Annotated in this window: 21 protein-coding genes; 13 read left to right on the top strand and 8 right to left on the bottom strand. The window is 68.6% G+C overall.

Annotation, left to right across the window (positions count from 1 at the left end):
• Positions 1-80 precede the first annotated feature (80 nt).
• The 3 genes from ACWDUM_RS21390 (at position 81) to ACWDUM_RS21400 (ending at position 2,033) form a co-directional block, all read left to right on the top strand.
• Positions 81-575: an N-acetyltransferase family protein gene (locus ACWDUM_RS21390; protein WP_450135502.1), complete on the top strand. Its 495-nt coding sequence runs from the start codon at positions 81-83 to the stop codon at positions 573-575.
• Positions 576-585: 10 nt separating this feature from the next.
• A complete protein-coding gene (locus tag ACWDUM_RS21395) occupies positions 586-1,464 on the top strand; it encodes a universal stress protein (protein WP_450135503.1) in 879 nt (292 codons plus the stop codon).
• A gap of 113 nt (positions 1,465-1,577) precedes the next feature.
• Complete coding sequence (locus ACWDUM_RS21400) at positions 1,578-2,033, top strand: Hsp20/alpha crystallin family protein (protein ID WP_450113618.1); 456 nt, start codon at positions 1,578-1,580, stop codon at positions 2,031-2,033.
• Between the two features lie 51 nt (positions 2,034-2,084).
• Here the strand turns inward: ACWDUM_RS21400 and ACWDUM_RS21405 are convergent, their stop codons facing one another.
• Together ACWDUM_RS21405 and ACWDUM_RS21410 are read right to left on the bottom strand one after the other, a co-directional pair.
• Entirely contained in the window at positions 2,085-3,677 is a 1,593-nt protein-coding gene (locus ACWDUM_RS21405) for an MBL fold metallo-hydrolase (RefSeq protein WP_450135504.1), read from the bottom strand.
• A gap of 24 nt (positions 3,678-3,701) precedes the next feature.
• The gene (locus ACWDUM_RS21410) at positions 3,702-4,220 is read right to left on the bottom strand and encodes a flavodoxin family protein (RefSeq protein ID WP_450135505.1); all 519 of its coding nucleotides are present in this window, start codon (positions 4,218-4,220) and stop codon (positions 3,702-3,704) included.
• 275 nt (positions 4,221-4,495) lie between these two features.
• Here ACWDUM_RS21410 and ACWDUM_RS21415 point away from each other — a divergent pair, with 275 nt between their 5' ends.
• Both ACWDUM_RS21415 and ACWDUM_RS21420 read left to right on the top strand, forming a co-directional pair.
• On the top strand, positions 4,496-4,753 hold the full coding sequence (locus ACWDUM_RS21415) for an SHOCT domain-containing protein (protein ID WP_450135506.1): 258 nt from the start codon (positions 4,496-4,498) through the stop codon (positions 4,751-4,753).
• Positions 4,754-4,800: 47 nt separating this feature from the next.
• Entirely contained in the window at positions 4,801-6,249 is a 1,449-nt protein-coding gene (locus ACWDUM_RS21420; protein ID WP_450135507.1) for a wax ester/triacylglycerol synthase domain-containing protein, read from the top strand.
• Here ACWDUM_RS21420 and ACWDUM_RS21425 read toward each other — a convergent pair.
• Positions 6,221-6,784 carry a CBS domain-containing protein gene (locus tag ACWDUM_RS21425; protein WP_450135508.1) on the bottom strand — a complete coding sequence of 188 codons (564 nt, stop codon included), beginning with the start codon at positions 6,782-6,784 and terminating at the stop codon, positions 6,221-6,223. The genes ACWDUM_RS21420 and ACWDUM_RS21425 overlap by 29 nt on opposite strands.
• A gap of 191 nt (positions 6,785-6,975) precedes the next feature.
• Here ACWDUM_RS21425 and ppsA point away from each other — a divergent pair, with 191 nt between their 5' ends.
• On the top strand, positions 6,976-9,297 hold the full coding sequence (ppsA, locus tag ACWDUM_RS21430; protein WP_450135509.1) for a phosphoenolpyruvate synthase: 2,322 nt from the start codon (positions 6,976-6,978) through the stop codon (positions 9,295-9,297).
• Between the two features lie 22 nt (positions 9,298-9,319).
• On the opposite strand, the gene ACWDUM_RS21435 is transcribed toward ppsA, so the two are convergent.
• Together ACWDUM_RS21435 and ACWDUM_RS21440 are read right to left on the bottom strand one after the other, a co-directional pair.
• Positions 9,320-10,276, bottom strand: coding sequence for a 1-phosphofructokinase family hexose kinase (locus ACWDUM_RS21435; RefSeq protein ID WP_450135510.1), 957 nt, complete (start codon positions 10,274-10,276; stop codon positions 9,320-9,322).
• Positions 10,273-11,799, bottom strand: a complete 1,527-nt coding sequence (locus tag ACWDUM_RS21440) for a bifunctional aminoglycoside phosphotransferase/ATP-binding protein (RefSeq protein WP_450135511.1) — start codon at positions 11,797-11,799, stop codon at positions 10,273-10,275. Before ACWDUM_RS21440 ends, ACWDUM_RS21435 begins: the two co-directional genes overlap by 4 nt.
• 168 nt (positions 11,800-11,967) lie before the next feature.
• Here ACWDUM_RS21440 and acsA point away from each other — a divergent pair, with 168 nt between their 5' ends.
• From acsA to ACWDUM_RS21470, 6 genes are read left to right on the top strand one after another with little or no spacing between them, the layout of a single operon-like run.
• The gene (gene acsA / locus ACWDUM_RS21445; RefSeq protein ID WP_450135512.1) at positions 11,968-13,752 is read left to right on the top strand and encodes an acetate--CoA ligase; all 1,785 of its coding nucleotides are present in this window, start codon (positions 11,968-11,970) and stop codon (positions 13,750-13,752) included.
• Complete coding sequence (gene pdhA / locus ACWDUM_RS21450) at positions 13,749-14,750, top strand: pyruvate dehydrogenase (acetyl-transferring) E1 component subunit alpha (RefSeq protein ID WP_450135513.1); 1,002 nt, start codon at positions 13,749-13,751, stop codon at positions 14,748-14,750. The genes acsA and pdhA overlap by 4 nt, the downstream gene beginning before the upstream one ends.
• Entirely contained in the window at positions 14,747-15,721 is a 975-nt protein-coding gene (locus ACWDUM_RS21455) for an alpha-ketoacid dehydrogenase subunit beta (protein WP_450135514.1), read from the top strand. Before pdhA ends, ACWDUM_RS21455 begins: the two co-directional genes overlap by 4 nt.
• Positions 15,722-15,733: 12 nt before the next feature.
• Positions 15,734-16,837 (top strand): dihydrolipoamide acetyltransferase family protein, encoded by a 1,104-nt coding sequence (locus ACWDUM_RS21460; protein ID WP_450135515.1) that lies wholly within the window; start codon positions 15,734-15,736, stop codon positions 16,835-16,837.
• A 10-nt stretch (positions 16,838-16,847) separates the two neighbouring features.
• Positions 16,848-17,096 (top strand): acyl carrier protein, encoded by a 249-nt coding sequence (locus ACWDUM_RS21465; RefSeq protein WP_450113631.1) that lies wholly within the window; start codon positions 16,848-16,850, stop codon positions 17,094-17,096.
• Between the two features lie 14 nt (positions 17,097-17,110).
• On the top strand, positions 17,111-19,453 hold the full coding sequence (locus tag ACWDUM_RS21470) for a heavy metal translocating P-type ATPase (RefSeq protein ID WP_450135516.1): 2,343 nt from the start codon (positions 17,111-17,113) through the stop codon (positions 19,451-19,453).
• Between the two features lie 21 nt (positions 19,454-19,474).
• Here the strand turns inward: ACWDUM_RS21470 and ACWDUM_RS21475 are convergent, their stop codons facing one another.
• On the bottom strand, positions 19,475-20,464 hold the full coding sequence (locus ACWDUM_RS21475; RefSeq protein WP_450135689.1) for an Acg family FMN-binding oxidoreductase: 990 nt from the start codon (positions 20,462-20,464) through the stop codon (positions 19,475-19,477).
• 2,096 nt (positions 20,465-22,560) lie between these two features.
• Between ACWDUM_RS21475 and ACWDUM_RS21480 the strand changes: the two genes are divergently transcribed.
• Complete coding sequence (locus tag ACWDUM_RS21480; protein WP_450135517.1) at positions 22,561-23,169, top strand: leucine-rich repeat domain-containing protein; 609 nt, start codon at positions 22,561-22,563, stop codon at positions 23,167-23,169.
• Positions 23,170-23,403: 234 nt separating this feature from the next.
• Here ACWDUM_RS21480 and ACWDUM_RS21485 read toward each other — a convergent pair whose 3' ends face one another.
• Positions 23,404-24,234, bottom strand: a complete 831-nt coding sequence (locus ACWDUM_RS21485; protein ID WP_450135518.1) for an ABC transporter permease subunit — start codon at positions 24,232-24,234, stop codon at positions 23,404-23,406.
• The gene (locus ACWDUM_RS21490; protein WP_450135519.1) at positions 24,234-25,142 is read right to left on the bottom strand and encodes an ABC transporter ATP-binding protein; all 909 of its coding nucleotides are present in this window, start codon (positions 25,140-25,142) and stop codon (positions 24,234-24,236) included. Before ACWDUM_RS21490 ends, ACWDUM_RS21485 begins: the two co-directional genes overlap by 1 nt.
• Between the last annotated feature and the right edge of the window lie 92 nt (positions 25,143-25,234).

The raw sequence follows: 25,234 nt of genomic DNA on the forward strand, positions 1-25,234 counted from the left end.
TACGTCAGTTCCGGCCGCCGGGTGCAGGGTCGACACCGGTGAGGCTGGGCAACCGAAGCGGTCGGGACTACCGTCGTCGCATGACGGACGTCGAGCGAGCGATCGCCCCGATCCGGATCCGGGCCCTGACGGCCGACGACGCCCCGGCGGTCGTCGAATTGCACGAGTCCGTGGACCAGCACGACGGATATCTGCGGTTCCTCGCCGCGCGGCCCAAGAATCTCGCGCCACTGGTGTCCAGGCTCGCCGCGGTCGACCGGCGGCACGGCGCCGTCGGCGCATTCGACGCGGGCGAGTTGGTCGGCGTCGCGAATCTCGTGGTTCTCGACGACCCGGAAACCGCGGAGATCGCCATGATCGTCAGGCACGATCACCAACTCCACGGCATCGGCACCACGCTGCTGGCGCGCCTCGCCGAGATGGCCCGGGAGCGTGGCATCCGCACGCTCGTCGCGGAGGTGCTGCTCGAGAACGTCACGATGCTGAAGGTCATCGACGAAACCGGTCTGCCGACGAAGCGTTCGCGGGAGGGGAGCGTCGTGCACGTCGAGATCGCGCTGTCGAGATCGCACTGAGGAGAACGTCATGAACACGCACGCTCCGATAGTGGTGGGAGTGGACGGGTCCGACTCCGCCTACGACGCGGTCAACTGGGCGGCGCGCGCTGCGGTGCGACGCTCGGCGCCGCTGCACCTGATCTCGACCGTGTTCGTCGCGGGCAAGCACGGGGTGCCCGCCGGTCTGCCGCAAGCATTCGTCGACGATCACGAACGCGAGGGCAACCGCCTCCTGTCGCACGCGCTCGAGGTGGCACGCGCGGCGGCGGAACCGCACCCGCTGGACATCGACGCAGAGCTGACGTGGGGTCACCCCGCCGGCATCCTGCTCGAGCGCTCCGCCACCGCGGGCCTGCTGGCCGTCGGCTCACGCGGGCTCGGCGACGAGGCGGGTGACCGTCCGCGTTCGGTCGGTCCCGCGGTCGCCGCACACGCCCGCTGTCCGGTCGCGGTGATCCCAGAACGCGCCGAACCCGAATGCGGCCCGGTTGTCGTCGGTGTCGACGGCACCCGGAACAGCGAACCAGCGCTCGCGGAGGCATTCACCGAGGCGTCACTGCGCGGCGTCGAACTCGTCGCGGTCCACGCATGGTCGGACACCAACCTCGCGAGTTTGCTCAACGCGGACCGCGGACTGGACTGGAAGTCGATTCACCAGCGGGAACACGCGCAGCTCGCGGAGCGCCTCGCGGGTTTCGGCGAGAACTTTCCCGACGTCCGCGTCCGCCGGGTCGTGGTCAAGGACAAGCCCGCACGAGAGCTCGCCGAGCAGTCGGCACAGGCGCAGCTGGTGGTGGTCGGAAGCCGGGGCCGCGGTGGATTCGCCGGCCTGCTGCTCGGCTCCACGAGCCGGGCACTGATACACACCGTGACCTGCCCGCTGCTTGTCGTGCACGCACCGCACTGAGCGGGCGGCGGTGACATGGGTCCCCGGCCCGACGACACTCGGCCCTATCGCCCGCCGGCCCCGGGGTGTGACGTGAAGGGGTCGGAACAGTGTTGTCGCGCAAGGAGGAAATCATGGGCATGCTGTCGCCACACCGTCCCACCCAGCCACCGTCGATCTGGCCCGCGATGCCGGACTGGTCGGACCTCGTGGCCCGGTTCGAGTCGATGTCGCCATGGACGGCGATCGAGGGTCACATGATCCGGGTCGAGGAGCATCTCGCCGAGGGCCGGTACACGTTGCGTGCCGAACTGCCCGGGGTGGATCCGGCCAAGGATGTCGACATCAGCGTCCGGGACGGCCAGCTGACCATCAAGGCCGAACGCACCGAAAGGCAGGAAGAGGGCCTGCGGTCGGAGTTCCACTACGGCAGCTTCTACCGTTCGATGCCGTTGCCTGCGGGCGCGAACGAGGACGCCATCGACGCGACCTACGCCGATGGGATCCTCACGGTGACGGTTCCGGTGGCCGAGGCCCCGGCCCCGGCGAAGCACGTCGAGATCAAGGCAGGCGGAGAGGCGGGGAAGTAGGGTCGAGCGGTACCTGCGCAGCGCGCCCTGCGGCTGGAACGCCGTGCGTGATCAGCCGTGGGCCCGCGTGCGCCGCTCGGCGTATCCGTCGAGTATCTTCCGCATCTCGGCGATGGCCGTTTGCCGATCCTCGGGGTCCTCGATCAGAGCCAGGTGCTGTTTGAGTGTCACCGTGAAATCCGCGTAGTCGTTCTGCCAGTCCCGGCCGACCAGTTGCGCCGCGTCCGAACGGGCGGTCTGGACCAGCGTCGCGGGGGTTCCGGGCCGTAGCCGGTAGCCTTCGCCGATCTCCGGGGTGACGACTTTCAGGGACGGGTCCGCCTCCGCAGCGAGTTGGGCCAGCGCCGCCAGCGCCGTCGGCTCACCATGGGTCAGGAAGAGGCTGCCCGAGATCGGCTTGCGTTCCCTGATCCAGTCCTGCAGCTCGGTCTGGTCGGCGTGTGCGGAGTAGCTGTCGATCCGTCGAATCCGAGCCCGCACGTTGATGTCCGTGCCCGAGATCCGCACTCGCCGCGCGCCGTCGAGGATCACGCGACCGAGCGACCCCTGAGCCTGGAACCCGACGAACAGAACAGTGGAATCCTGCCTGGGCAGATTCTGCACGAGGTGATGGCGGATGCGCCCCGCCTCGCACATACCCGAGGCCGCGATGACGATCACTCCCGACATGTCGTTTATCCGTGCGGAGGCGGCGGCGTTGTCCACGTAATGAATCGCGGGATGGTGGAAGATGTCCCTCCCACCGAGATCCTCGAGTTCCCGCGCATGCCTGGCGAACACCCGGGTGGCGTGGGTCGCCAACGGTGAGTCCACGAAAACCGGCACTTTGGGAATTCGGTTCTCGTCGACCAGGCATGCGATGTCGAGCAGCAGTTCCTGCGTCCGCTCGAGGGCGAACGCAGGAATCAACAGATTGCCGCCGCGAGCGATCGCCCGGTTGACCTCGTCCTCGAGCAGGCCGCGCCGTTCGGCGATGGTCAGCCGTGCCCGTGCGCGGCCGCCATAGGTGGATTCACAGACAACGTGATCCACACCGGAGGGCCCCGCGGGCCCGGTGTGAAAGGCCTTGTTCCGCGGACCGAGGTCGCCGGAACAGAACACGCGGACACCGGCCAGTTCGACCTCCGCCGAACTGGCTCCGAGAATGTGTCCCGCATTCCACAGCCGAACCCGTGCGCCGGGTGCGGGAGCGAACCACTCGCCGAGCGGCACCGGGCGCGTCCGCTGCCATGTCATGACGGCGTCTCGTTCGGTGTACAGCGGGGTGAAGGAGTCCTCGCCGACGCGATCACGCCGACGGTTTCGGCGGGACGCCTCGAACTCCTGGATTCGTCCGGCATCGGCAGGCATGTACTCCAGCAGATCCGCGGTCTGGTCGGTGCAGAAGATCGATCCGCCATAACCTCGGGCCACCAGTTTGGGCAGGAGCCCGCAGTGGTCGATGTGGGCATGGGTCACGACAACCGCGTCGATCTCGTGCGGGTCGAACGCGAACGCGCTGTGGTTCAGCGTCTCGAGGCTGCGTGACCCCTGGAACAGACCGCAGTCGACCAGGATCCTGGTCCCGTTGGTGGAGAACTCCATGCACGAGCCGGTCACCGTCTTCGCCGCCCCGTGAAAGGTCAGATTCACGTGATCCGTCATCGAGGTCTCCGATCCTGACCGGTGTCAGGGTTGCTGGGCGAGCGAGCGGCCCCACTGCTCGGCTCGGTCCTCCTCGCCCGTCTCCAGGTGCGACTCCTTGTCGACGAGGAAGCTCTCCGACTCCGCTACGAGGTCGTATCCCAGGTGCCGAAGCTTCTTCCCGATTCCCTTCGACGCCCTTCCGGTCAGGAACGCGGGCGCGTCCCCGCGGGTGTCGAACGTGGCCGCGTGGCCGTGCGCGGGCGACAACGACGAGAGCCACTCGCGGATGCCCTCGCTCTCCGCGTCCGGTTCGAGTTCCACCTCGCTGTCGGGTTTGGCGGCCGTCTTCTCCGCTCCGCGACGCGTCGACGGGCGACTCATCCCGTGTGCGTGCGTCGGACCGCCGACAACCAGCAGGTCGTAGCCGGACAGATCCTCCTGATCGGCGCGCGACGCCGCGACGGTCTTCACCTCGCCCGAGGCGCCGATACCCCGGGCGATCGCCTCCGCCACGTGACGAGTGTTTCCGAACATCGACTCGTAGACGACGAGTGTGCGCATGACGATTCCTCCCTCGAGAATCCCGTGGCGCGTCGTTCAACTCCAACGTGTGCACGCCTCTGCCTGCCATCGAACCCGCCGGGCCCGGGTCGGGCTAGGGCCGAACGACCCCATACACACTCCCGCGGCATCGTCACCGGACGAGCACCCGCCCCCGGGTTGGGCCGAAAGACCCTGTGGCGGACGACGGGGACGCGGGACACTGAACAAGCGGGGTGCAGTGGGCTGTACCCGGTCCCGGCGCAGCGACGTGCAGAGTGGGAGGCCTGGCTGTGATGTACATGTACGGACCCGGTGGATGGGGGTGGGGCTATGCGCTGATGCTGATCGGCATGGCGCTCTTCTGGGGGGTGCTGGCTCTGGCTGTCGTCGCGCTGATCCGCTATGCGGGCCACAACCCACCCCCGGCGCCCCCACCCGTTTCGGGCGGCGCAGCCGAACAGGTTCTGGCCGAGAGGTTCGCACGCGGAGAGATCGACACGGCGGAGTACCAGGAGCGCATGCAGACGTTGCGGGCCGAGCAATCACCGTGATCGCCGGTCGCAGCCACCATCGCGAGTGAGGCGGTCGGATGAACCACATGACGCAGACGGATCACCTGTCGTGGCGGATGGAAGCGGACCCGATCCTGCGTTCGACGATCGTCGCCGTCGCGCTGCTCGATCGGCACCCCGACTGGACGCGTTTCGTCGAGATGATGGAGCGGGCGACACGGCAGATCCCGATCTTCCGGCGCAAGGCGGTCAGAGACCGGTTGAGTCCGGCCCCGCCCCGCTGGGTGGACGACCCCGACTTCGACCTGCACTGGCATCTGCGCCGACTCGCCGTGCCGGAGCCGGGTGGCTGGGACGGCGTGCTCGACTTCGCGCGGGTCGCCGCGATGACGGCGTTCGACAAGGACCGTCCGCTGTGGGAGTTCACCCTGCTGAGCGGGCTCGACTCCGGCCGTACCGCCCTCGTGATGAAGGTGCATCACAGCCTCACCGACGGGGTCGGGGGCATGCAGATCGCCCGGGAGATCGTGGATTTCACCAGGGAAGGCGGACCGCACGACGCGTCCCGCGTCGCTGCGCCTGCCGCAACGGACGCGGCGACATCGCATTTCCCCGGCGGGCTCGACTGGTACCGGGACACCGCGGGCCGGCTGGTTCGGCAGGCGTCGACGACGCTGGCCAGACAGAGTGTGGGATTCGCGCGGCACCCGGCAGGCACGCTGCGCGACAACGTCACCGCGGTGATGTCGACGACGCGGTTCACGCGTCCGATCCTGAGCACGCTGTCCCCGGTGATGACCGCTCGCAGCACCCGGCGACGACTCGCGGTGCTCGACGTCTCGATGCAGGCGCTCGACCGGGCTGCCGCGGCGGGCGGCGGCTCCGTCAACGACGGATTCCTCGCATCGGTGTTGCTGGGTATGGCGCGATACCACCGCCATCACGGGGCGGACGTGCACGAATTGCGGCTGACCATGCCCATCAGCCTGCGCACAGACGAGGACCCCCTGGGCGGCAACCGGATCACGCTCGCGCGATTCGCGTTGCGCACCGATATCGACGATCCCGCCGATCTGATCCACCACGTCCACTCGGTTGTCGACCGATTGCGACACGAGCCCGCGGTGGCGCACTCACCCGCCATCGCCGGCGCTCTGAACCTGCTCCCTGCATCGACGTTGGGCAACATGCTCAAGAACGTCGACTTCCTCGCCTCGAATGTGCCTGGTTCACCGATACCGCTGTTCACGGCCGGAGCCGAGGTGCTCCGTTACTACGCGTTCAGCCCCACCCTGGGTTCGGCCTTCAATGTCACGCTGCTGTCCTACACGTCCTGGTGCGGTGTCGGGATCAACGCCGACACCGCTTCCGTCCCCGACCTCGGTACGCTCACCGAATCGCTCGCCGGCGGATTCCGGGACGTGCTCGCGCTGTGCCCGGACACCCCGGGCACAGCCGTGGTTCTCGATCCGATGAGGGCCACCGGCCCCGGCGGATCCGCGCGGCTCACGCCTGGGCGAACCGAACCTCGGTGACACCGGGAACGGTCTCCGCCAGCGCCGTGACGACCCCCAGTTCCGGATCGGCGTCGGTCAGGCCGGCGATCTCCGCTCTGCCCTCGGCGACCGCGACCGTCCAGCGTCGGGTTCCCGCGTACACGTCCAGCCGGTGCTGCACCTCCCGCTGAATGTGACCGTCGTCCATTGCCAGCACGCCGATCAGATCCCGCCGGGTCACGATCCCGACCACGTCGTGGTCGTGGACGATGGGTATCCCGCGCAATCCCGACCGCAGCATCGCGGAGGCGAGGTCGCTGACGTCGGCGTCCGGGGTCATCGCGACCACCGGACTCGTCATCGCCTCCGCGACGGCCTCGTCGACCGGGCGCGGCGTGCGGAACTTCTCGCGGAGGAGGTCGCCCTCGGAGACGATGCCCACCAGCTTCTGGGCGTCGTCGACCACGGGCAGGACGGTGTATCCGAACTCCTCGACGAGACGGAGGCATTCGCCGACCGATGTCGCCGGTGTCACGGTGGTGACCGGACTGCTCATGGTGTGCCGCGCATGCATCACGACTCCTTCCCTCGAGATCCAGCGTCACCACCCGACGTGTCCGCCGAAAGGGCCATTCGGCCCTTCCTGACCGTCCCGACGACCCGCGAGCGAGCCGCCGGGTGGCCGGGGGCCGGCAGCGGTGACTTTCGGCCCTGTGCGACCGGCCTGCCTCGGTGTTGGCTGGTGGGAAACGGTGAGGAGTTCCGATGGCCACCACCCCAGCAGTAGTCGAGAACCGGTGGGTGCGCCCGATCGACCGGATCGGTCTGCCCGACACACCCAGCGTGGGCGGCAAGGCGGCGAATCTCGGCGAGCTGACGCACGCCGGCTTCCCCGTCCCCGCCGGATTCGTCCTGACCAAGGACGCCTACCTGGACACGATGGCGGAGGCCGGCGTGCGGGACACTTTGCGCGCCAGGAGCGTTCCCGCCGCCGGGACCGGGGAGGACGAACTCACCGCCGCCGCGCGCGAGTTGCGCGCGCTCGTGCTCGGCGCACCGGTGCCCGACGAGCTTCGCGCCCGCATCGTGTCGGCCTACCACGACCTCGGCGACGCGGTACGGGTCGCGGTACGTTCATCGGCGCCGGGGGAGGACGCCGCGGACACCTCGTTCGCGGGCATCCACGACAGCTTCACCAACGTCGTCGGCGCGGATGCCCTCGTCGAGGCAGTCCGCAAGTGCTGGGCGTCGTTGTGGTCGGAACGGGCCCTGACCTACCGCAGTGTCCAGGCGTACGACGCGGAGCCGGCGATCGCGGTGGTCGTCCAGACCATGGTGGACTCCGAGAGTTCGGGAGTCGCCTTCACCGCCGACCCTCGCAGTGGGGACCGTGATCGCGTGGTCGTGGAGGCCGCCGCCGGCCTCGGGGAGGTCGTGGTCGGGGGCCAGGTGGAGCCGGACACCTACGTCGTGGCGAAGGACGGGCTCCGGGTCCTCGACACACACATCGGGTCGCAGGCCTTCGCCATCACGGCCGACGCAGGCGGCGAGCACCGCACCGAAATCGCGCCGGCCGACCGCGGCAAGCGGGTGCTCACCGACGACCAGCTCGAAGGACTCGCACGCCTCGCCGTGTCGGTGGAGCAGCACTACCAGGCGCCGCAGGACCTCGAGTTCGCGTTCGCCGGCGACGACCTCTGGCTCGTCCAGACCCGCCCGATCACCACCCTCGGGGGCCACCCGGAGCGGGCCGAGACAGGCCCGTCGGCCCCGACCGGGCGGATCCTGGCACAGGGACTCGGCGCCAGCCCGGGGACCGTGTCCGGGCCGGTTCGCGTGCTCCTGTCGGTCGCCGACGCGCACCTGCTGCACGACGGCGACATCCTCGTCGCCCCGATGACCCGGCCCGACTGGCTTCCCGTGCTGCGCCGCGCGGCGGCGATCGTCACCGACGGGGGCGGCATCACGTGCCACGCCGCGATCGTCGGTCGCGAACTGGGCCGCCCCGTCATCGTCGGGACCCGGACCGCCACGACCACTCTCGTCGACGGGACCGTCGTCACCGTCGACGGCGACGCGGGCACCGTGTCGGAGGGCGCCGCGGCCACGCCAACGCGCCCCGCGGCGCCCTCAGTTCCGCCCGATCGAGGTGGGACCACGTGGATGGAGACGACCGCGACGGCGGTGTACGCCAACCTGGCGACGCCCGAGGCCGCCGAACGCGTCGCGGCAACCGATGTCGACGGGGTCGGTCTCCTGCGCGCCGAGTTCATGATCATGGACGCGCTGCAGGGGATGCATCCCGCGAGACTGCTCGCCGAGGGCAGGCGCGACGAGTACGTCGCGAAGATGGCGGACGGCGTCCACCGCATCGCCGCGGCCTTCGCACCCCGGCCGGTCGTATACCGGGCGATCGATCTGCGCACCAACGAGTTCGCGAACCTGTCCGGCGGGGACGTCGAACCCTCCGAGGACAACCCGATGATCGGCTACCGCGGCTGCTACCGGTACGTCCGCGAACCGGAACTGTTCGGACTCGACCTCGACGTGGTCCACACCGTCCGGCAACGCAGCCCGAACGTGCACCTGATGATCCCGTTCGTGCGCACCAGGTGGGAACTCGAGAGCTGCCTCCGGCACCTCGACGCGCATCCACTCGGATCGGACCGGCGGATGCACCGCTGGATCATGGCCGAGGTCCCGTCCGTCGCCTACTGGATCCCGCACTACGCGGCCCTCGGCATCGACGGTGTCTCCATCGGCACGAACGACCTGACCCAGCTCGTCCTCGGCGTCGATCGCGACTCCGAGATCTGCCGGGACCTGTTCGACACGATGGACCCGGCCGTGCTCGACGCCATCGGCACGATCATCGAACGGGCCACCCGCGCCGGAATGACAACGTCACTGTGCGGTCAGGCGGTGTCGACGAACCCGGCCCTGGCCGAGCACCTCGTCCGACAGGGGATCAACTCGGTCTCGGTGACACCGGACGCGGTCGCTCACACCCGGCGCGTGATCGCCGCCGCCGAACGCCGGATCCTGCTCACCCGCGCCCGCGCACCGGAGCCCCGACCGGACAGCTGAGCGGCCGGCGTCCGCCCTGCCGTCACCGCTCGACCGCGCCGCCCACCGCGATGCGGCGGATCAACTGCTCGTGGCAGCGATCGATGTCCGCCCGAGTACACAGTGCGGTCCCGGGACTGCCGAGCGTCGCCGCACCGGCCGCGACGCCGTACCGCACCGCGTCCCGCAACGCCCACCCCCTGACCAGGCCGAACACGATGCCCGCCACCAGGCTGTCACCCGCCCCGACGCCGCTGACCACAGGCACCTCGACGGACGGGCAGTACTCGGCGTCGTCGGCCGTCACGTGTACCGCACCCTCCGCGCCCAGCGACAGCACCACCACAGCGCAGACGCCCCGATCGACGAGATCCCGCGCGGCGGCGACCTGGTCGTCAACCGATCGCAGGTCCCGCCCGACGCAGTCACGTAACTCGCGGATGCTGGGTTTGAGGAGATATACCCCGCGACGGAGCGCGCGCAACGGCGGCCCCGACGTGTCCAGGACCAGGCGCGTACCCAGATCCGACACCGCGTCGGCGACGGTCTGATAGAAGTCCACCGGCACCCCAGGGGGCAGGCTTCCACTCGCGACGACGTATCGCGCACCCGCCGCCGCGGAGGTCAACCGGTCGAGGCACGAATCGACCTCGAGGGAAGTGAGGGTCGGTCCGGGCAACACGAACCGATACTGCAGCCCGGTCCGCTCCTCATTGACGGTGAAGCACTCCCGGGTCGATCGCCGCATCGTGACGGTCCGACTGTGGACCCGCTCGGAGGCCAGGAGATCCTCCAGCGCGCGGCCGCTGTGCCCGCCGGAGGGGAACACCGCAAGCGCGGGTTCGCCGAGCACCGTCAGGACCCGGGCGACATTGATTCCGCCGCCGCCAGGGTCCCGGCGCGGCTCGCCGCAACGCATCTTGTCCGTCGGGACGACCCGCCCGGTGGTGGTCGCGATGTCGAGGGCCGGATTCATGGTCAGCGTGACGACGTCGGTCATCCGGGGCCTCCTGACGGCGGGTCGCCGGCCCGCCGGGCCGGATCGTGCTGTGGCTCCTCCGGTGCATTCCATCGAGCCAGGGCGGCGTCCGTCGCCGCACGCAGCTCGGTCGTCGTGTCGATCCGGGTCGCCGCCGGCCGATGCCGGAGGCGCGCCGCCATCGCGTCGTACACCTCGGCGTTCGCATCCGACTCACCACGTGGCCGCCCGGCGACCCGCTCCAGGGCAACGGACCGCGGCGCCACGCACTCGATCTCTATCAACTCGCTCCGCGTGCGGCGCGCAACCGACTGCGCCCACTCGGTGTACCTCGGATCGATCCACGAGGCGTCGAGCACAACCGACATGCCCCGGCCGAGCAGTTCCGACGCCCGCCCGAGCAGTTCTGTGTAAGTCCGATCGGTCATCTCACGCGTGTACAGGCCGTGCCCGTACTCGGCCGGGCAGGACTGCCGCGGGTCCACGCCCGCCAGCTGCTTCCGTACCTGGTCACTGGACAGGACGGCCGCACCGGCGTCCTCTCCGAGAGCACGCGACAGCGTGGACTTTCCGGTGCCCGGCAAGCCGCCGACCAGGCCCAGCCGCACAGTGCCCCGCCGGAGGTGGCGCACTGCCAGGCCACAGTGCCTGCGGGCATCCGGCCGCGCCGTCGGGGCGCCCTGTGTGTGGCGCAGGGCCGCGACCTTGGCCCGCACGAACGCCCGATACGCGACGAAGTGATTGACCAGCGACCGCGGCGGATCGTCGCTGGACTCCGCCCGAACGCGAGCGAGGAGACCCGCCCCCAGATCCGCCCGGCCCAGATACTCCAGATCCATCGCCAGACAGGCGAGGTCATCGATCACGTCGAGATGACGGAGGCGATCATCGAAGTCGAGGCAGTCGAGGATCCGCGGACCGTCCGGGAGACAGAAGATGTCCTCGGCCAGCAGGTCGCCATGGCCGTCGACGATCCGTCCATCGGCGATCCGCTCGGCGAACAGGTCACCGCGACCGGCCAGATAGTCGTGCGCGCGACGCTCGATCTCGTCGATCTCCGCCCGTGGGAGGAGGTCCGCATCGTATCCCCGAACCTCGTCGAGGTTGTCCCGCCAGCGCGTGAGGACGGCGTCCCGCGTCGCGTCCCGGTCGACGTCGGCGCCGCGCCGGCACCGACGGTGGAATCGGACCAGCAGGCGGGCGAGGGCATCCAGGTGCACCGCGGGGTCCTCCCCGCCGGCGATCATCGTCGCCAGCCGCCGGTCGTCCGGCATCCGCCGCATCTTCACCAGCGGCTCCGGCGGGCCGCCGTTCGGGTCGGTCAGCTCGGCGACACCCAGATACACGTCGGGACACAGTCTCCGGTTCAGGTCCACCTCCCGGTGGCACGCCGCCGCCCGCAGCTCCGCCGTGCCGAAGTCCAGGAACGCAGTCCGCACCGGCTTCTTCGCCTTGAAGACCACGTCGCCGACCATGAACACATATGCGGTATGGGTTTCCCGCACAGCCGCCGGTGGCGGCGCCGGGTCGGTCGCGCGCACCATTCGCCTCACCTGATCCGTCGATGCCGTCGGTGGAATTCAAACCGGCGTCGCGGACCCCGCCCAGAGTAATTGGTCACCGAAAATGGTCCTTTGCCTCTATCCGCTCCGGCTCCGACGCGCCCATGCTGGACCCGACCCTCGCCTCCGCAGCCGAGCAGGACAACCCGCATGGTCACCATTTCCCACGAACCCGCAGGAACCGGAATCGCCCCGAACTTCACCGACTACGAGGGCGAACGCGCACGCTTCCGTTGGACCGAGGTGGAGCGAGAACTGGGTGAGGCGCCCGGCGGGTGCAATATCGCCCACTATGCGGTAGACCGGCACGCCGCCGGTCCGCTGGCCGACACCGCCGCGTTCCGGTTCGTCTCACCGGGGGGACGCGGTACCGGCGCACCGACTGCCGACACCCTCACCTTCGCCGAGTTCGGCAGGCGTGCACGAACCTTCACCAATGTCCTGCGAAATCTCGGGGTGAAGAAGGGAGAGCGGGTGTTCGTCCTACTGGGACGGATCCCGGAACTGTACGTCACGGTCCTCGGCGCACTTCGCAACGGCTGCGTCGTCGCCCCACTGTTCTCCGCCTTCGGTCCGGAACCACTGGCCACCCGAATCCGCCTCGGCGACGCCCGGGTCCTGGTGACCACCGAGCGAATCTACCGCCGCCGCGTTGCGAGGATCGCCGACCAGCTGCCCTGCCTGCGTCACATCCTGATCGTGGGCGACGTGGACGAGCGCCCACCGACGCCGGGGACGGTCGACTTCCGAACCGCGATGGCGGAAGCCGATGACGATGCCGACATCACCCCGACGGGCCGGGAGGACCCCGCGCTGCTCCACTTCACGAGCGGGACGACCGGCACCCCGAAGGGAGCGATCCACGTTCACGGGGCGGTGGCCACACACTTCGCGACCGGACGCTACGCGCTGGACCTGCATCCCACGGACACCTTCTGGTGCACCGCAGACCCGGGCTGGGTGACCGGAACCTCCTACGGGGTGATCACCCCGCTCCTGCACGGCGTCACCTCGGTCGTCGACACCGCAGAATTCGACGCCGAGCACTGGTACCGAATACTGAGCGACCAATCGGTGACCGTCTGGTACACCGCCCCCACCGCCATCCGGATGCTGATGAAGGCAGGGCCCCAACTCGCCGACAAGCACGCGTTTCCGCGATTACGGTTCATCGCCAGTGTCGGCGAACCGCTGAACCCCGAAGCAGTGCTGTGGGGGCGCGACAACCTGGGACATCCGATCCACGACAACTGGTGGCAGACCGAGACCGGCGGAATCATGATCGCCAACACACCGGGCTTCGACATCAAACCGGGGTCGATGGGCCGACCACTACCCGGCGTCGACGCCTGCATCGTCACCCCACCGCGCGATGGGCGCAGAACCGACGACGTGGCGGTCATCGACTCCCCGAACGTGGAAGGCGAACTGGCGCTGCGCCGGGGGTGGCCGTCGATGTTCCGCGGCTACCTGAACGAGGAGGAACGCTATCGCCAGTGCTTCTCCGGCGACTGGTACCTCACGGGCGACCTCGCCAAACGGGACGCCGACGGCTACTTCTGGTTCGTCGGGCGCGCCGACGACGTCATCAAGTCCGCCGGCCACCTCATCGGGCCGTTCGAGGTCGAGAACGTCCTCATGGAGCATCCCGCGGTCGCGGAGGCGGGCGTGATCGGGATCCCGGACCCAACGGTCGGGCAGGTGGTCAAGGCATTCGTCACTGTCAAGAGCGGCTGCACCGCCGACGACGGGCTACGCAGGGAGCTGCTCGGCCACGCCCGCACCGCATTGGGGGCCGCTGTGGCACCGAAGGACGTCGAATTCGTCGAGACCCTGCCTCACACCCGCAGCGGAAAGATCATGCGCAGGGTACTCAGGGCTCGCGAACTCGGACTGGCCGAGGGGGACACCTCGACGCTGGAGGCAGGCGGATGACCGGAACCGACTTTCCATACGACAAGGCGTTTGCTGTCGCACTTCTCACCGACATGCTGCGTATCCGTCGGCTCGAGGAGAAGGCGGCAGAACTGTACGGCGCAGCGAAGATCCGCGGCTTCCTTCACCTGTACATCGGGGAGGAAGCCGTCGCCGTCGGCGCCCTGCACGCACTCGACCCGGGAGAGGCCGTGGTCGCCACCTACCGCGAGCACGGGCATGCGCTCGTGCACGGAGTCCCGATGAACGCGATCATGGCGGAGATGTTCGGCAAACGCGAGGGTTGCTCGCGAGGACGCGGTGGTTCCATGCACCTGTTCGACGCCACGACCCGCTTCTATGGGGGCAACGCCATCGTCGCGGGCGGCCTGCCGCTCGCGGTCGGGCTGGCCCTGGCCGACAAGATGCAGGGCGTTCAGCGAGTCACCGCCTGCTTCTTCGGCGAAGGAGCAATGGCCGAAGGCGCGTTCCACGAGTCGATGAATCTGGCGTCCCTGTGGCGGCTTCCCGTGCTGTTCTGTTGCGAGAACAACCTGTACGCGATGGGGACCGCTCTGGCCAGATCCGAGTCGCAGACCGACCTGTGTGTCAAGGCCTCCTCCTTCGATGTCCCCACGCTCCGCGCCGACGGGATGGACGTGATCGCCAGCCTCGAAGCCGCCCGGGCCGGGGCCGCGCACGTCCGCACGACCGGACGCCCGTTCTTCATCGAGTTCCGGACCTACCGATTCCGCCCCCACTCGATGTTCGATCCCGAGCTGTACAGAGACAAGGCCGAGGTGGACGCGTGGAAGGAGCGCGGTCCGATCCACACCTTCTCGGCCCGGCTCAAGGAACTCGGCTTGTTCACCGAAGCGGAGTTCCTGCGCATCGACGCCGCGGTGGGCGCGGAGGTGGAGGCCGCGGTCGCGTTCGCCGAGGCCGGCGCCGCCGAGCAACCGGCAGAACTCCTGCGAGACGTGATCGCGCCGATCGACACGGTCGGGGAGGCGCGGTGAAGACCAGCTATCGCGAAGCCGTGCGAGACGCGATCCGGGAGGCTATGCAAGCCGACCATCGGGTCTTCCTCATGGGAGAGGACGTGGGCCGCTACGGAGGCACCTATGCCGTCTCACGGGGACTGCTGGACGAGTTCGGGCCCGACCGGATCCGCGACGCGCCGCTGTCGGAACTCGGATTCGTCGGGGTCGGCATCGGCGCGGCAATCGGCGGGATGCGACCGATCGTCGAGATCATGACCGTCAACTTCAGCCTGCTCGCGCTGGATCAGATCGTAAACACCGCGGCGTCGCTCCGCCACATGTCCGGAGGCCAGTTCTCCGTGCCAGTCGTTATCCGAATGGCAACCGGTGCAGGGCGCCAACTCGCCGCGCAGCACTCCCACAGTCTCGAGAACTGGTATGCGCACATACCCGGAATCCGGGTACTCGCCCCGGCCACCGTCGCAGACGCCAGGGGCATGCTCACACCCGCACTCGAGGATCCGGATCCGGTGATCATGTTCGAGCACGTACGGCTCTACAACACGACCGACGACCTGACACAGACACAACCGGTGGACATCGACACCGCCCACATCCGTCGTGCCGGTACAGACGTCAGCCTCGTCTCGTACGGGGGGTCACTGCCGAAGGTGATGGCCGCGGCAGACGTGCTCGCAGACCTGGGGATCGACTCCGAGGTCATCGATCTGCGGGTGTTGCGGCCTCTCGACACCGAAACAATCGTCGGGTCCGTGTCCAGGACTCGACGCGTCGTCGTCGTCGACGAAGGATGGCGCAGCGGCAGTCTCGCCGCGGAGGTGATCGCCCGGATCGTGGAGTCCGCGTTCTACGAACTCGACGCTCCACCACAGCGGGTGTGCAGCGCCGAGGTTCCGGTTCCGTACGCCAAACATCTGGAGGAGGCTGCGCTACCGCAAGTGGAGACGATCGTGTCCGCGGTACGAGCCGCCGTCGGAGTCCGGTGACCGGGAGGCCCGATGTTCGAGTTCACACTGCCTTCGCTGGGGTCAGACATGGATGAGGGCACGCTCACCGACTGGCTCGTTGCACCAGGCGACGAAGTGGAGCGCGGCCAGGCCATCGCAACCGTCGACACCGTCAAAGCCGCCGTCGACGTCGAGATCTGGCGTCCAGGCACCGTTCGTCAACTTCTCGTCGAGCCCGGTACCACGGTGTCGGTGGGAACACCCCTCGCGTCATTGCTTGAACCGGGGGAGCAACCGCCAACCGGACCGGCACCGCCCACCCGCGTACACATCACCCCGGCTGCACGCCGGGAAGCCGACACGCGGGGGATCGACCCGGCGACGCTCACCGGGACGGGTCCGGAATCGGTTGTCACCCTGAGCGACGTGCTTCACGCCGCCGACGACGGCCGCGGCACCGTTGGAGCCAAACCCGGTCCGACCGGGGAGCGGGTCCGCGACATGCGCGGGGCGATCGCCGCTGCGATGAGCCGTTCGAAACGGGAGATCCCGCACTACTACCTCGCCGAGGACATCCCGCTCCGAACCGCGACCGACTGGCTCGAGACCGAGAATGCCGGACGCCCGGTGACCTCGCGAATCCTGATGGCCGCCCTGCAACTGAAGGCCGTGGCACTCGCCGCCGTACAGTTCCCCGAAATCAACGGAGTCTGGCGGGACGGCGAGTTCCGGTCGCCGACGTCCGTCCACGTCGGGGTCGCAATATCCCTGCGGCAGGGCGGACTGGTCGCGCCCGCGATCCACGACACCGCGGACAAGCCCCTCGACCAGCTGATGCGAGAACTCACCGATCTCGTCGCCCGCGCCCGTGCCGGATCACTGCGCAGCTCCGAGATGTCCGACCCCACGATCACGGTGACCAACCTCGGCGAGCAGGGCGTGCACACTGTCTACGGGGTGATCTACCCACCGCAGGTCGCGCTGGTCGGTTTCGGCAGACCCGGTCACCGCCCATGGGCCGTCGACGGGACGCTGTCCGTGGTACCCGTGGTCACCGCCACCCTGGCCGCCGACCACCGGGTCTCCGACGGACACCGCGGCGCGCAGTTCCTCGCCGGGATCCGAGATCGTCTGCAACGCCCGAACGACCTGTGAGGAGCCGAACGTGGATGCTGCCGAGATAGAGTCCGCCGTGGTGACCGCACTCGAGGACATCGCCCCTGAGGTCTCGGGGCAGGAACTGGCCCCGGACTCCCCGCTCCGCGATCAGGTCGACCTCGACTCGATGGACTGGCTGAACCTTCTGGTCCGGCTGCATGCACGGTTCGATGTCGACATACCAGAATCCGACTACGGCCGCCTCGTCACCCTGCGCGACCTGACCGACTACCTGGCCGCTCGGACACCGGGCTAGAGGGGAAGGTCGTCGTGGCCGATCGAGCGGCGCGAGGGCAACCGGTGCGCTGGCGCCGAGCCCTCGAGCCCGCGCTCCTGGTCGTCACCGCCAGCGCACTCGCGGCCGGCGCCCTCGCCTGGCTCGTCGGTGCATCCACCCTCGCGGACCGGTGCTGGATCGCAGGGACCCTGGCCGCAATCGTCCCGTCCGTCTGGTGGGTCGTCGACGCGATGCGCCGCGGCCGGATCGGGGTGGATCTGATCGCCGTGCTCGCGCTGATCGGCACGCTGCTGGTCGACGAGTATCTCGCCGGCGCACTCATCGCGGTCATGCTGGCGACCGGGCGCAGCCTCGACGCCGCGGCGACCCGCCGCGCGTCCAAGGACCTGCGCGCCCTGCTCGATCGCGCCCCACGCTCGTCCCGCCGTCGTGTCGGGGACGACGTCGAGACCGTGCCGATCGACCGGATCCGAACGGGCGACGATCTGGTCGTCGGCCCCGGCGAGACCGTCCCCGTCGACGGCTGGGTCACCGACGGCCCAGCGGTGCTGGACGAATCGGCACTCACCGGGGAACCCGACCCGGTCGTGCGCCGTCCCGGCGAAGCCGTGCGCTCGGGCGTCGTCAACGCCGGCGACGTCTTCGAGATGGAGGCGGGCGCTACCGCAGACGACAGCACCTACGCCGGCGTGGTGCGGCTGGCACGCGAGGCCGCCGCCGAGTCCGCGCCGGTCGTCCGGCTCGCGGACCGGATCGCCGCATGGTTCGTACCGGTGGCGGCCGCTGTCGCGGTGACGGCGTGGGCGGCCAGCGGCTCCGCGGACCGCGCGGTGGCGGTACTCGTCGTTGCGACCCCGTGCCCGCTGCTGCTCGCAGCGCCGGTCGCGATCGTCTCCGGCCTCTCCCGGGCCTCCCGAATCGGGGTGGTGATCCGCAGTGGGGGCGCCCTGGAGAACCTCGGCCACGCGCGCACCCTGGTGATGGACAAGACCGGCACCCTCACCACCGGGCGACCCACGGGCACCGACATCGTGGCGGCCCCCGGCCAGGACCGCGCCGAGGTCCTGCGACTGGCCGCATCCGCCGACCAGCTGTCGCCGCACGTCCTCGCCGCCGCCCTGGTGCAGGAGGCAAAGGTGCGGAAGCTGACCTTGTCGTATCCCGCCGACGTCGTGGAAGAGGCCGGCACCGGAGTGACCGCGACCGTGGATGGTCGCCGGGTGACCGTCGGCGCCCGGCCACTGCCGCCCGACGCCCCCGGCTGGGCCCGCGCGACCCTCGCCCGCAGTGCCCTCGACGGCGTGGGCGTCGCGTGGGTGACCGCGAACGACGAGCTGCTCGGCGCCCTGTTGTTCGCGGACCCGCTGCGTCGAGATGCACCTCGCACCCTGCGCCGACTCCGATCGGCCGGACTGAGCAGACTCGTCATGCTCACGGGGGACCGGCGCGAGCCCGCCGAGGAGATCGGGAAGGTCCTCGGCCTCGATCAGGTGTACGCCGAGCAGAGCCCGTCGGACAAGGTCGCAGGTGTGCGCCGGGAGCGGGAATCAGCGGTGACGGTGATGGTGGGCGACGGCGTCAACGACGCTCCCGCCCTCGCCGCGGCAAGCGTGGGAGTCGCGATGGGTGCTCGTGGCTCGACGGCAAGTTCGGAGGCCGCGGACATCGTGTTGACCACGGACCGCCTCGACCGGCTGGCCGACGCAATGGAGATCGCGCGCCGCTCACGCCGCATCGCGGTGGAAAGCGCGGCGGCGGGCATGGGGCTGTCCCTCGTCGCCATGGGTTTCGCCGCGGCCGGGTGGCTCACACCTGCCCTCGGGGCGCTGCTGCAGGAGGCGATCGACGTCGCCGTCATACTCAATGCACTTCGCGCCCTCCGCGGCGAACGCGCACCGGACAGCGCGGTACCGGTGCAAACCGATCGGCTGCTGCACCGCTTCTCCGCCGAACACGAAGCGATGCGCGACAAGCTGGCCCTGCTGCGCGACGTCGCCCAGTCGGTGTCCGCCGGCGATCAGGCACACGCGGTGACCTCGCTACGCCGAGCCGACGACTTTCTCACCGGAACGCTCCTGCCGCACGAGCGCGCCGAGGAGACGGAACTCTATCCGGCGCTCGCAGGCCCGCTCGGCAGCGGGGAAGCCACCGCCACCATGAGCCGGATGCACGCCGAGATCGACCGGCTCGGTCGCCGGCTGCACTCCCACCGACGACGGGTCGACGCGCGGGGGGGACTCGACCCCGACCAATCCGAGGACCTGCTGGCCTGCCTGTACGGGCTGTACGCATTGCTGCGACTGCACTTCGTCCAGGAAGAGGAGAGCTACTTCACCCTCGCCACCCAGGGAGACGACCCCGGCTGCCCCGGATGACGGTGCCCGCGACTCCCGCCGTCACCGGCGACCCTCGCCCGGTACCACGGTGAACACCGAGTCGGTCGGCCGGCGCGGCGTCTGCCGGGGCGGGAGCTCCCTCGTCGCGACGCCCACCCTGATCAGCACCTGCGGGAACCCGCGGTCGGGGAGGAGGCCGCGGACCAACTCCCGGCTCGGCGTCAGCTCCGTGACATGGGTGAGGGGACAGGTCGCAAGCCCGTCGACGGTGGCCTCGAGCAGCACCACCGACAGCGCCTCCCCGGCACGGAGCCAATCCGGCCGGGCATCCGCGGTGGTGCTCAGCACCAGAACGGTCGACCGGTCGACCTCCTCGGCGGAGTAGTCGTCCTCACCGGCGGGAAACTCACGCCCGATGTCCACCCGGGACCGCTCCTCGTCGGTGGCGAGCGCTTCCGGCGGTATCCCGCCCGATGTGAGGAAATGTCCTGCCCACCAGCGGAGTTCGGCCTGGTACGTGGCGTCGTACCTGCGCGCCGAAGCCGTCGCGGCGGTGGCCTCCGCCAACGTCGGCCGAGCGTCCGCGGGCAGGACCGTCAGCTGGACGCCCCGTCGTCCGACCAGATCCTGCAGGTGCGCGGGGAGCCGTTGCTCACCCCCGAGCGGGCCGAACGGCCGACGATCGGAACTGCGGTGGCGGATCGCGGCAACCAGGTCGAAGTCGTGCGAACGCGGACTTGCGTCCCTCTGGAATCGAACGGTCGAGAGGTGGTCCGACGCCGCCCCCTCGGGGAACCGCTCGACATCCGATCTCCAGCGGAGCGTGGTGAGCGCCGTCTCCAGATGCTGCAAGGCCGCACCACAACTGACCACCAACTGCCTGCCCGACGGATCCATCGACGGCAGGAGCCTGGCACGCTCGGCATACAGCTCCAGCCGGCCGCCCGAGTACGTCCACTGCCACGGCTGACTGTTGTGAACCGAAGGCGCACGCCCCGCGAGATCCACAGCGATTCGGACCACGTTCACGTCGGGAAAGGTGTTCACGATCGTCTCCACTTCCGCCCGATGCGCGGACACGGCCCATGCCGCGGAGCGGGCCCATGCAGTCAGTGTCCCGCCAACCCGGTGCGCCGGGTTAGGGCCGATTGTCACTCGGTGAACGGGCGCGTTGCCGCGGCGCGGATCGGGATCGATGACGTTTGTCCCTTGATCCAGGTCGGTTCGCGCCGCCGCGATCGGGGAGACCACTCGGATTCGCGCGCAGGGCGTGCGGGGGAGGGAATGGCGGGTGAGCGCATCCACGAAGAGCAATTTCCCGCTATCGCCGGTAGCGGCAATTCCTGCCAACTTCCTGCCAGTCGCCTGTCGGTCCGGACCGAGGGTGGGCGTGTGGAATACGCTCCGACCCGGCGTCTCGGCCGAGCGCGGATTCCGGACAGAATGCGCGCGTCGTGACGGCGCGAGGACGACAGAAGGGTGGAAGGAAGTGCGAAGGTCCACGATGGGCAGAGTTGTCACGCTCGCGGGAGCGGCAACACTGGTCGTGCTGTTCGGGCGGCGGCGCGACCGGACCGGCAACATGTCCACGGGGTTCGGCTTCGGTCCGAATGAGTACGGACTCGGTTCGGGGACAGACGATTTCGGCGCAGACCCCGACAGCGACCTGCCGGAATCCGGCCCGGGCCGGCAACACGGCGAGGCATGACGACCCGTCACGACCGACGGGCAGACATCAATCCGGGGGCTGCGGTAAGGATCCATTACCGCAGCCCCCGGTTTACGTTGTGTCGCCTAGCCTTCCAGGGTGGTCGGCGACTCCGAGTCGGAGCTCCCGTCACTGATCTTGGAAATGATGTTGATCAAACCCGAGACCGCCTGGAACAGGCCGATGATCTCCGATGAACCCATGATGAAACCCCCGATGTGCGATGTGAAGTGCGCCGGAACCGGCGCCGGGCAAAGTGTAAGTACGCGCTCCGATCCGTCGCACGACCTAGCTCGTGGAGTGCGACGCGGATCATAACGGCCGGTGAATGTGACAGTGCCCGAACAAGGACACCGCCGCACCGAGGACCGACTCGGGGGCGGTTCGACACTCAACGCGGTTCGGCGTCCTGGTTCCCCCACTTCAATACGTCACTGTGACGTATTGAAGTGGGGGAACCGGAGGCAGGGAGCGAGGGCCGAGGAACCGGGATACCGACTCGGTCACTGTGTGCCGACCAGAGAGGGCGAGACCGACATGTTCGGCCGTGGCGACACAGCCGGCCGAGCCGCGGCCAGGCGCCGCTACGAAGGCCGGCCGGAGCGACGGGTCGGCGGATGCGGTGCGCGACGCACGCCGGTTGCCAACGGCGCCCACGGAGGCCGACGCAAGGACCATCGGACGAACTCCGGCAAGGAACACGTCGACGGCCGCGAACTGCGGATAGCCGGTCGTCACCGAAAGGCCGATTATCACCGCAATTCATGCCCACCCGATAAGGAACATTATGTCAGTTTGAATGGATCAAGGTGTCCCCACGCAGGGCTGCGCACCGAACGTCGGGTATCGGCACCCAACCCGCGGGTCCGTCGTCCAGTCGTCGCGCTCGGACCCGGCCCGGAGGTCCCGACCGCCGGGCCGGCCCCACGACCGAAGTCACACGGACCGAACCGACCCGACGCCCGAGTCGACACGCCCAAGCCACCTGGACGTCGTTGTCATGCACATGCGAGATCTTTCGGGCCGACATCCGGACGGCCGCCGCATCGGCACCGGAACGCCGGACGCGGCTACGCTCCCCACGTGGAGGCCCGGGACCTCGACCGAGTTTCATGGATAATTGCGATTATCCATGAAACATATTGCGCAGCAACAGTATTCACTCATCGTGACTACCCGTGTGAATCGCCGGCATAGTTGGCCAATTGTCAAGATAGTTAACCAACCTCAGATTGCGGGGCAATCATGACGGTCCCAGCGAACTGGCAGTCGTAGCGCACTCGCATACTGTGCGGGTGCGATCTGAGGTGCCCCCTGCCGCTGCACGCACCCTCCCGGGGAGCGTGACCCGCCGGACCATGTCCCGAACAGGCGAAGGATCGCAATGATGAGCCCGAGACGTAGCGTGCGTCAGGGGGCGGCTGGTGTGCTTGCTGCGGTGAACGCGCAGCTGGGCCGTCCGATCTCGACACCTCTGGATGCTGAAGCCATCGCCCGGACTGCGTTCCTCGAGCTTGATCAGCTACCCGTGGCGGACTTGGCCCCGTTGTCCGAACTGTCGAACCTGACCGAACTGCGATTGCATGGGGAGGTAGTGATCGATCTTCGCCCGCTGTCGACGCTGACCGCGTTGCAGAGGCTCGACCTACGCTGGTCGCCTGTGCGGGACGTGTCCCCGTTGGCGGGCCTGAACGGTCTCACCCACCTCTACCTCAGCGCAACGGAAGTCAGTGATGTGTCCCCGCTTGCCGGTCTGACCGGACTGGAGTTTCTGGATCTGCGCTGGACGCCACTCCGGGACGTCGAGCCCCTGGGGGGCCTGAGCGGCCTCACCTGCCTCAAACTCGCGGAGACCGAGGTGGTCGACGTGGCTGCGCTGGCGGGCCTGACGGGCCTGACCTGGCTCGACCTCGAGGGGACCTCGATCACGGACGTCTCGCCACTGGCCGGCTTGCCGCTTCTGGGAATGCTCGAACTCTCCGGATCGCACGTCACAGATGTTTCCTCGCTGCGCAGCATGGCCAACCTGACCATCATCGACGGGTGAGTGGACGGAAGGACGACTGGGTGCGCCAGTGCCGGAAGTCGCATTGGGCCGCCATCACCAGGACTGGAACCCGCGCCTGCGTCAGAGCGAGAAATGAGTACGAGAAAGCCGGCAATGAGCACGATGGCGACTACCAATTTTCCCCGGTGGATCACCTGCAGCGGTGTGCAGGTGATCCACGCAGCCCCACATTCGAGGCTTCCGAAGCCGGCTACGAAGGCCTTTGGTCGTCGATTACCCCGCGACGTCGCGGCGGCGGAATCCCGGTAATGCGACAGCGAGGAGGACCGCCACCGTACCCAGGGAGACCAGGACGGCTGGCACGGATAGTCCGTTGCGGAGGGGATCGTGTCCGGCGTACTGAAAGAACGGCGAGAACCTCTGCCACGGCTCGAGCCAGGACACGACAGGACCGAGGCCATTGACGACGTACGCGAGGACGGCCGCGACGGCAGGCACGGCACGACTGACCATGGTGTGCCCGGTCAGCGCGCCGAGCATGGTCGCGAGTGTGCCGTACACGAGGGCGAGCAGCGACAGGTGCACCATCGTCGCGGCGACGTTGCCGGCGGGCAGGTCCATGTCGACCAGACGTCCCTCCGCGATCAGAGCGACTCCGGTGACGATCCCGAGCAGCGCGACTCCCACCGCCATCGCGGCGAACTTCTCCACGACGATTCGGCTACGGCCGATCGGGCTGGACAACAGCAGGCCCAGGGTGCGACGCTCCTCCTCCCCCGCGACCGCTGCGGCGCCGGTGGCGATCGCGTACAGCAGCAGTAACAGCGGGCCCATGAACGAGAGTAGTTCCACCTGCACGTAGCCGACTGGGGTGGACATGTCCGCACCGGACATCACGAACAGCGCCCGCATCGCCTCCGGCATCTGCTCGACGAAGTCACTGATCGACGGTTGGTCCCGCACGCTCGGCCAGATCGCGACGTACATGGCGACAAGCAACACCAGCCCCACCGCCCAGGCGGGCAGCGACCGCCGCTGATCCCACAGAGATTTGGTGAAGACGGTGCGGGTGGCCACTGCGCGGCTGAAATCGATGTCCGGCATCACGGATCCCCCGAGCCGTACAGCGCGAGGAAGGTCTCGTCGAGGCTCGCCTCAGCGCATTCGAAATCGATGAGGGGGTACCGCGCTACGTGTTTGACGAGACCATCCAGCGCAGACTGCGGTGCGCTACAACGGAAGACAGTTCCATCGATCACGACATCGCGCACGTCCTCGATGCGCCGGAAGTCCTCGACCTCCACCGGATCTGCAAACTCGGCGACCACATGATGCAGCGACTTCGCCTGGAGGTCCTCGAGTGTCTCGACGGCCACCAGATGGCCATCGCGCAAGACACCGACACGGTCCGCGACCCGCTGCACCTCGCTCAGAACGTGGGAGGAAAGCAACACTGTCCCTCCCGCGGTCGTGTGCTCGCGCAGAATCGCGTAGAACTCCAGTTGCACGAGCGGATCCAGGCCGCCCGTCGGCTCGTCGAGGATCAGCAACTCGGGGCGCGTCATCAGCGCGAGCACCAGTGCGAGCTTCTGCCGGTTGCCCTTGGAGAGTGCACGTACCGTCTTGCCGAGTTCCAGATCGAGTCGGGCGGCCATGGCATCTGCGTACTGCGTGTCACGGTCCCTGCGAAGGTTCTGCACGTAGTCGATATGTTGGCGCCCGGTCATTCGTGGATACAGGGCGAGCTCGCCGGGAACATACCCGACGCGTCGACGGACGGATGCCGACGACGTGAACGCATCGATTCCGAACAACTCCGCGGTCCCAGAGGTGGGGCGCAACATCCCCATCAGCAAACGCAGCGTGGTGGACTTCCCGGCACCATTGGGGCCGAGGTACCCGAATACTTCGCCGCGCTCGATACAGAGGTCGACGGCGGAAAGGGCCGTGAGCCGACCGTAGGTCTTTGTCAGCTTCTCGGTCCGCACCATCACATCCGACGCGGAGGCCATTACACGACTCTGTCAGCTTCCACGCAGGGCAGGCCAGAGGCTTTCGGCCTCTCCCGTGATCGGCACCAGGACACCTCGTCGGGAGCTTCGAA

The sequence above is a fragment of the Rhodococcus sp. NPDC003322 genome (assembly GCF_053589555.1).

Coding starts and splice junctions, on each gene's coding strand:
- ACWDUM_RS21405 (WP_450135504.1), bottom strand. CDS start 3,677: ATGACGGATCACGTGAATCTGACCTTTCACGGGGCGGCGAAGACGGTG.
- ACWDUM_RS21395 (WP_450135503.1), top strand. CDS start 586: ATGAACACGCACGCTCCGATAGTGGTGGGAGTGGACGGGTCCGACTCC.
- ACWDUM_RS21490 (WP_450135519.1), bottom strand. CDS start 25,142: ATGGCCTCCGCGTCGGATGTGATGGTGCGGACCGAGAAGCTGACAAAG.
- ACWDUM_RS21420 (WP_450135507.1), top strand. CDS start 4,801: ATGACGCAGACGGATCACCTGTCGTGGCGGATGGAAGCGGACCCGATC.
- ACWDUM_RS21435 (WP_450135510.1), bottom strand. CDS start 10,276: ATGACCGACGTCGTCACGCTGACCATGAATCCGGCCCTCGACATCGCG.
- ACWDUM_RS21410 (WP_450135505.1), bottom strand. CDS start 4,220: ATGCGCACACTCGTCGTCTACGAGTCGATGTTCGGAAACACTCGTCAC.
- pdhA (WP_450135513.1), top strand. CDS start 13,749: ATGACCGGAACCGACTTTCCATACGACAAGGCGTTTGCTGTCGCACTT.
- ACWDUM_RS21440 (WP_450135511.1), bottom strand. CDS start 11,799: ATGGTGCGCGCGACCGACCCGGCGCCGCCACCGGCGGCTGTGCGGGAA.
- acsA (WP_450135512.1), top strand. CDS start 11,968: ATGGTCACCATTTCCCACGAACCCGCAGGAACCGGAATCGCCCCGAAC.
- ppsA (WP_450135509.1), top strand. CDS start 6,976: ATGGCCACCACCCCAGCAGTAGTCGAGAACCGGTGGGTGCGCCCGATC.
- ACWDUM_RS21400 (WP_450113618.1), top strand. CDS start 1,578: ATGGGCATGCTGTCGCCACACCGTCCCACCCAGCCACCGTCGATCTGG.
- ACWDUM_RS21485 (WP_450135518.1), bottom strand. CDS start 24,234: ATGCCGGACATCGATTTCAGCCGCGCAGTGGCCACCCGCACCGTCTTC.
- ACWDUM_RS21460 (WP_450135515.1), top strand. CDS start 15,734: ATGTTCGAGTTCACACTGCCTTCGCTGGGGTCAGACATGGATGAGGGC.
- ACWDUM_RS21415 (WP_450135506.1), top strand. CDS start 4,496: ATGTACATGTACGGACCCGGTGGATGGGGGTGGGGCTATGCGCTGATG.
- ACWDUM_RS21390 (WP_450135502.1), top strand. CDS start 81: ATGACGGACGTCGAGCGAGCGATCGCCCCGATCCGGATCCGGGCCCTG.
- ACWDUM_RS21425 (WP_450135508.1), bottom strand. CDS start 6,784: ATGCATGCGCGGCACACCATGAGCAGTCCGGTCACCACCGTGACACCG.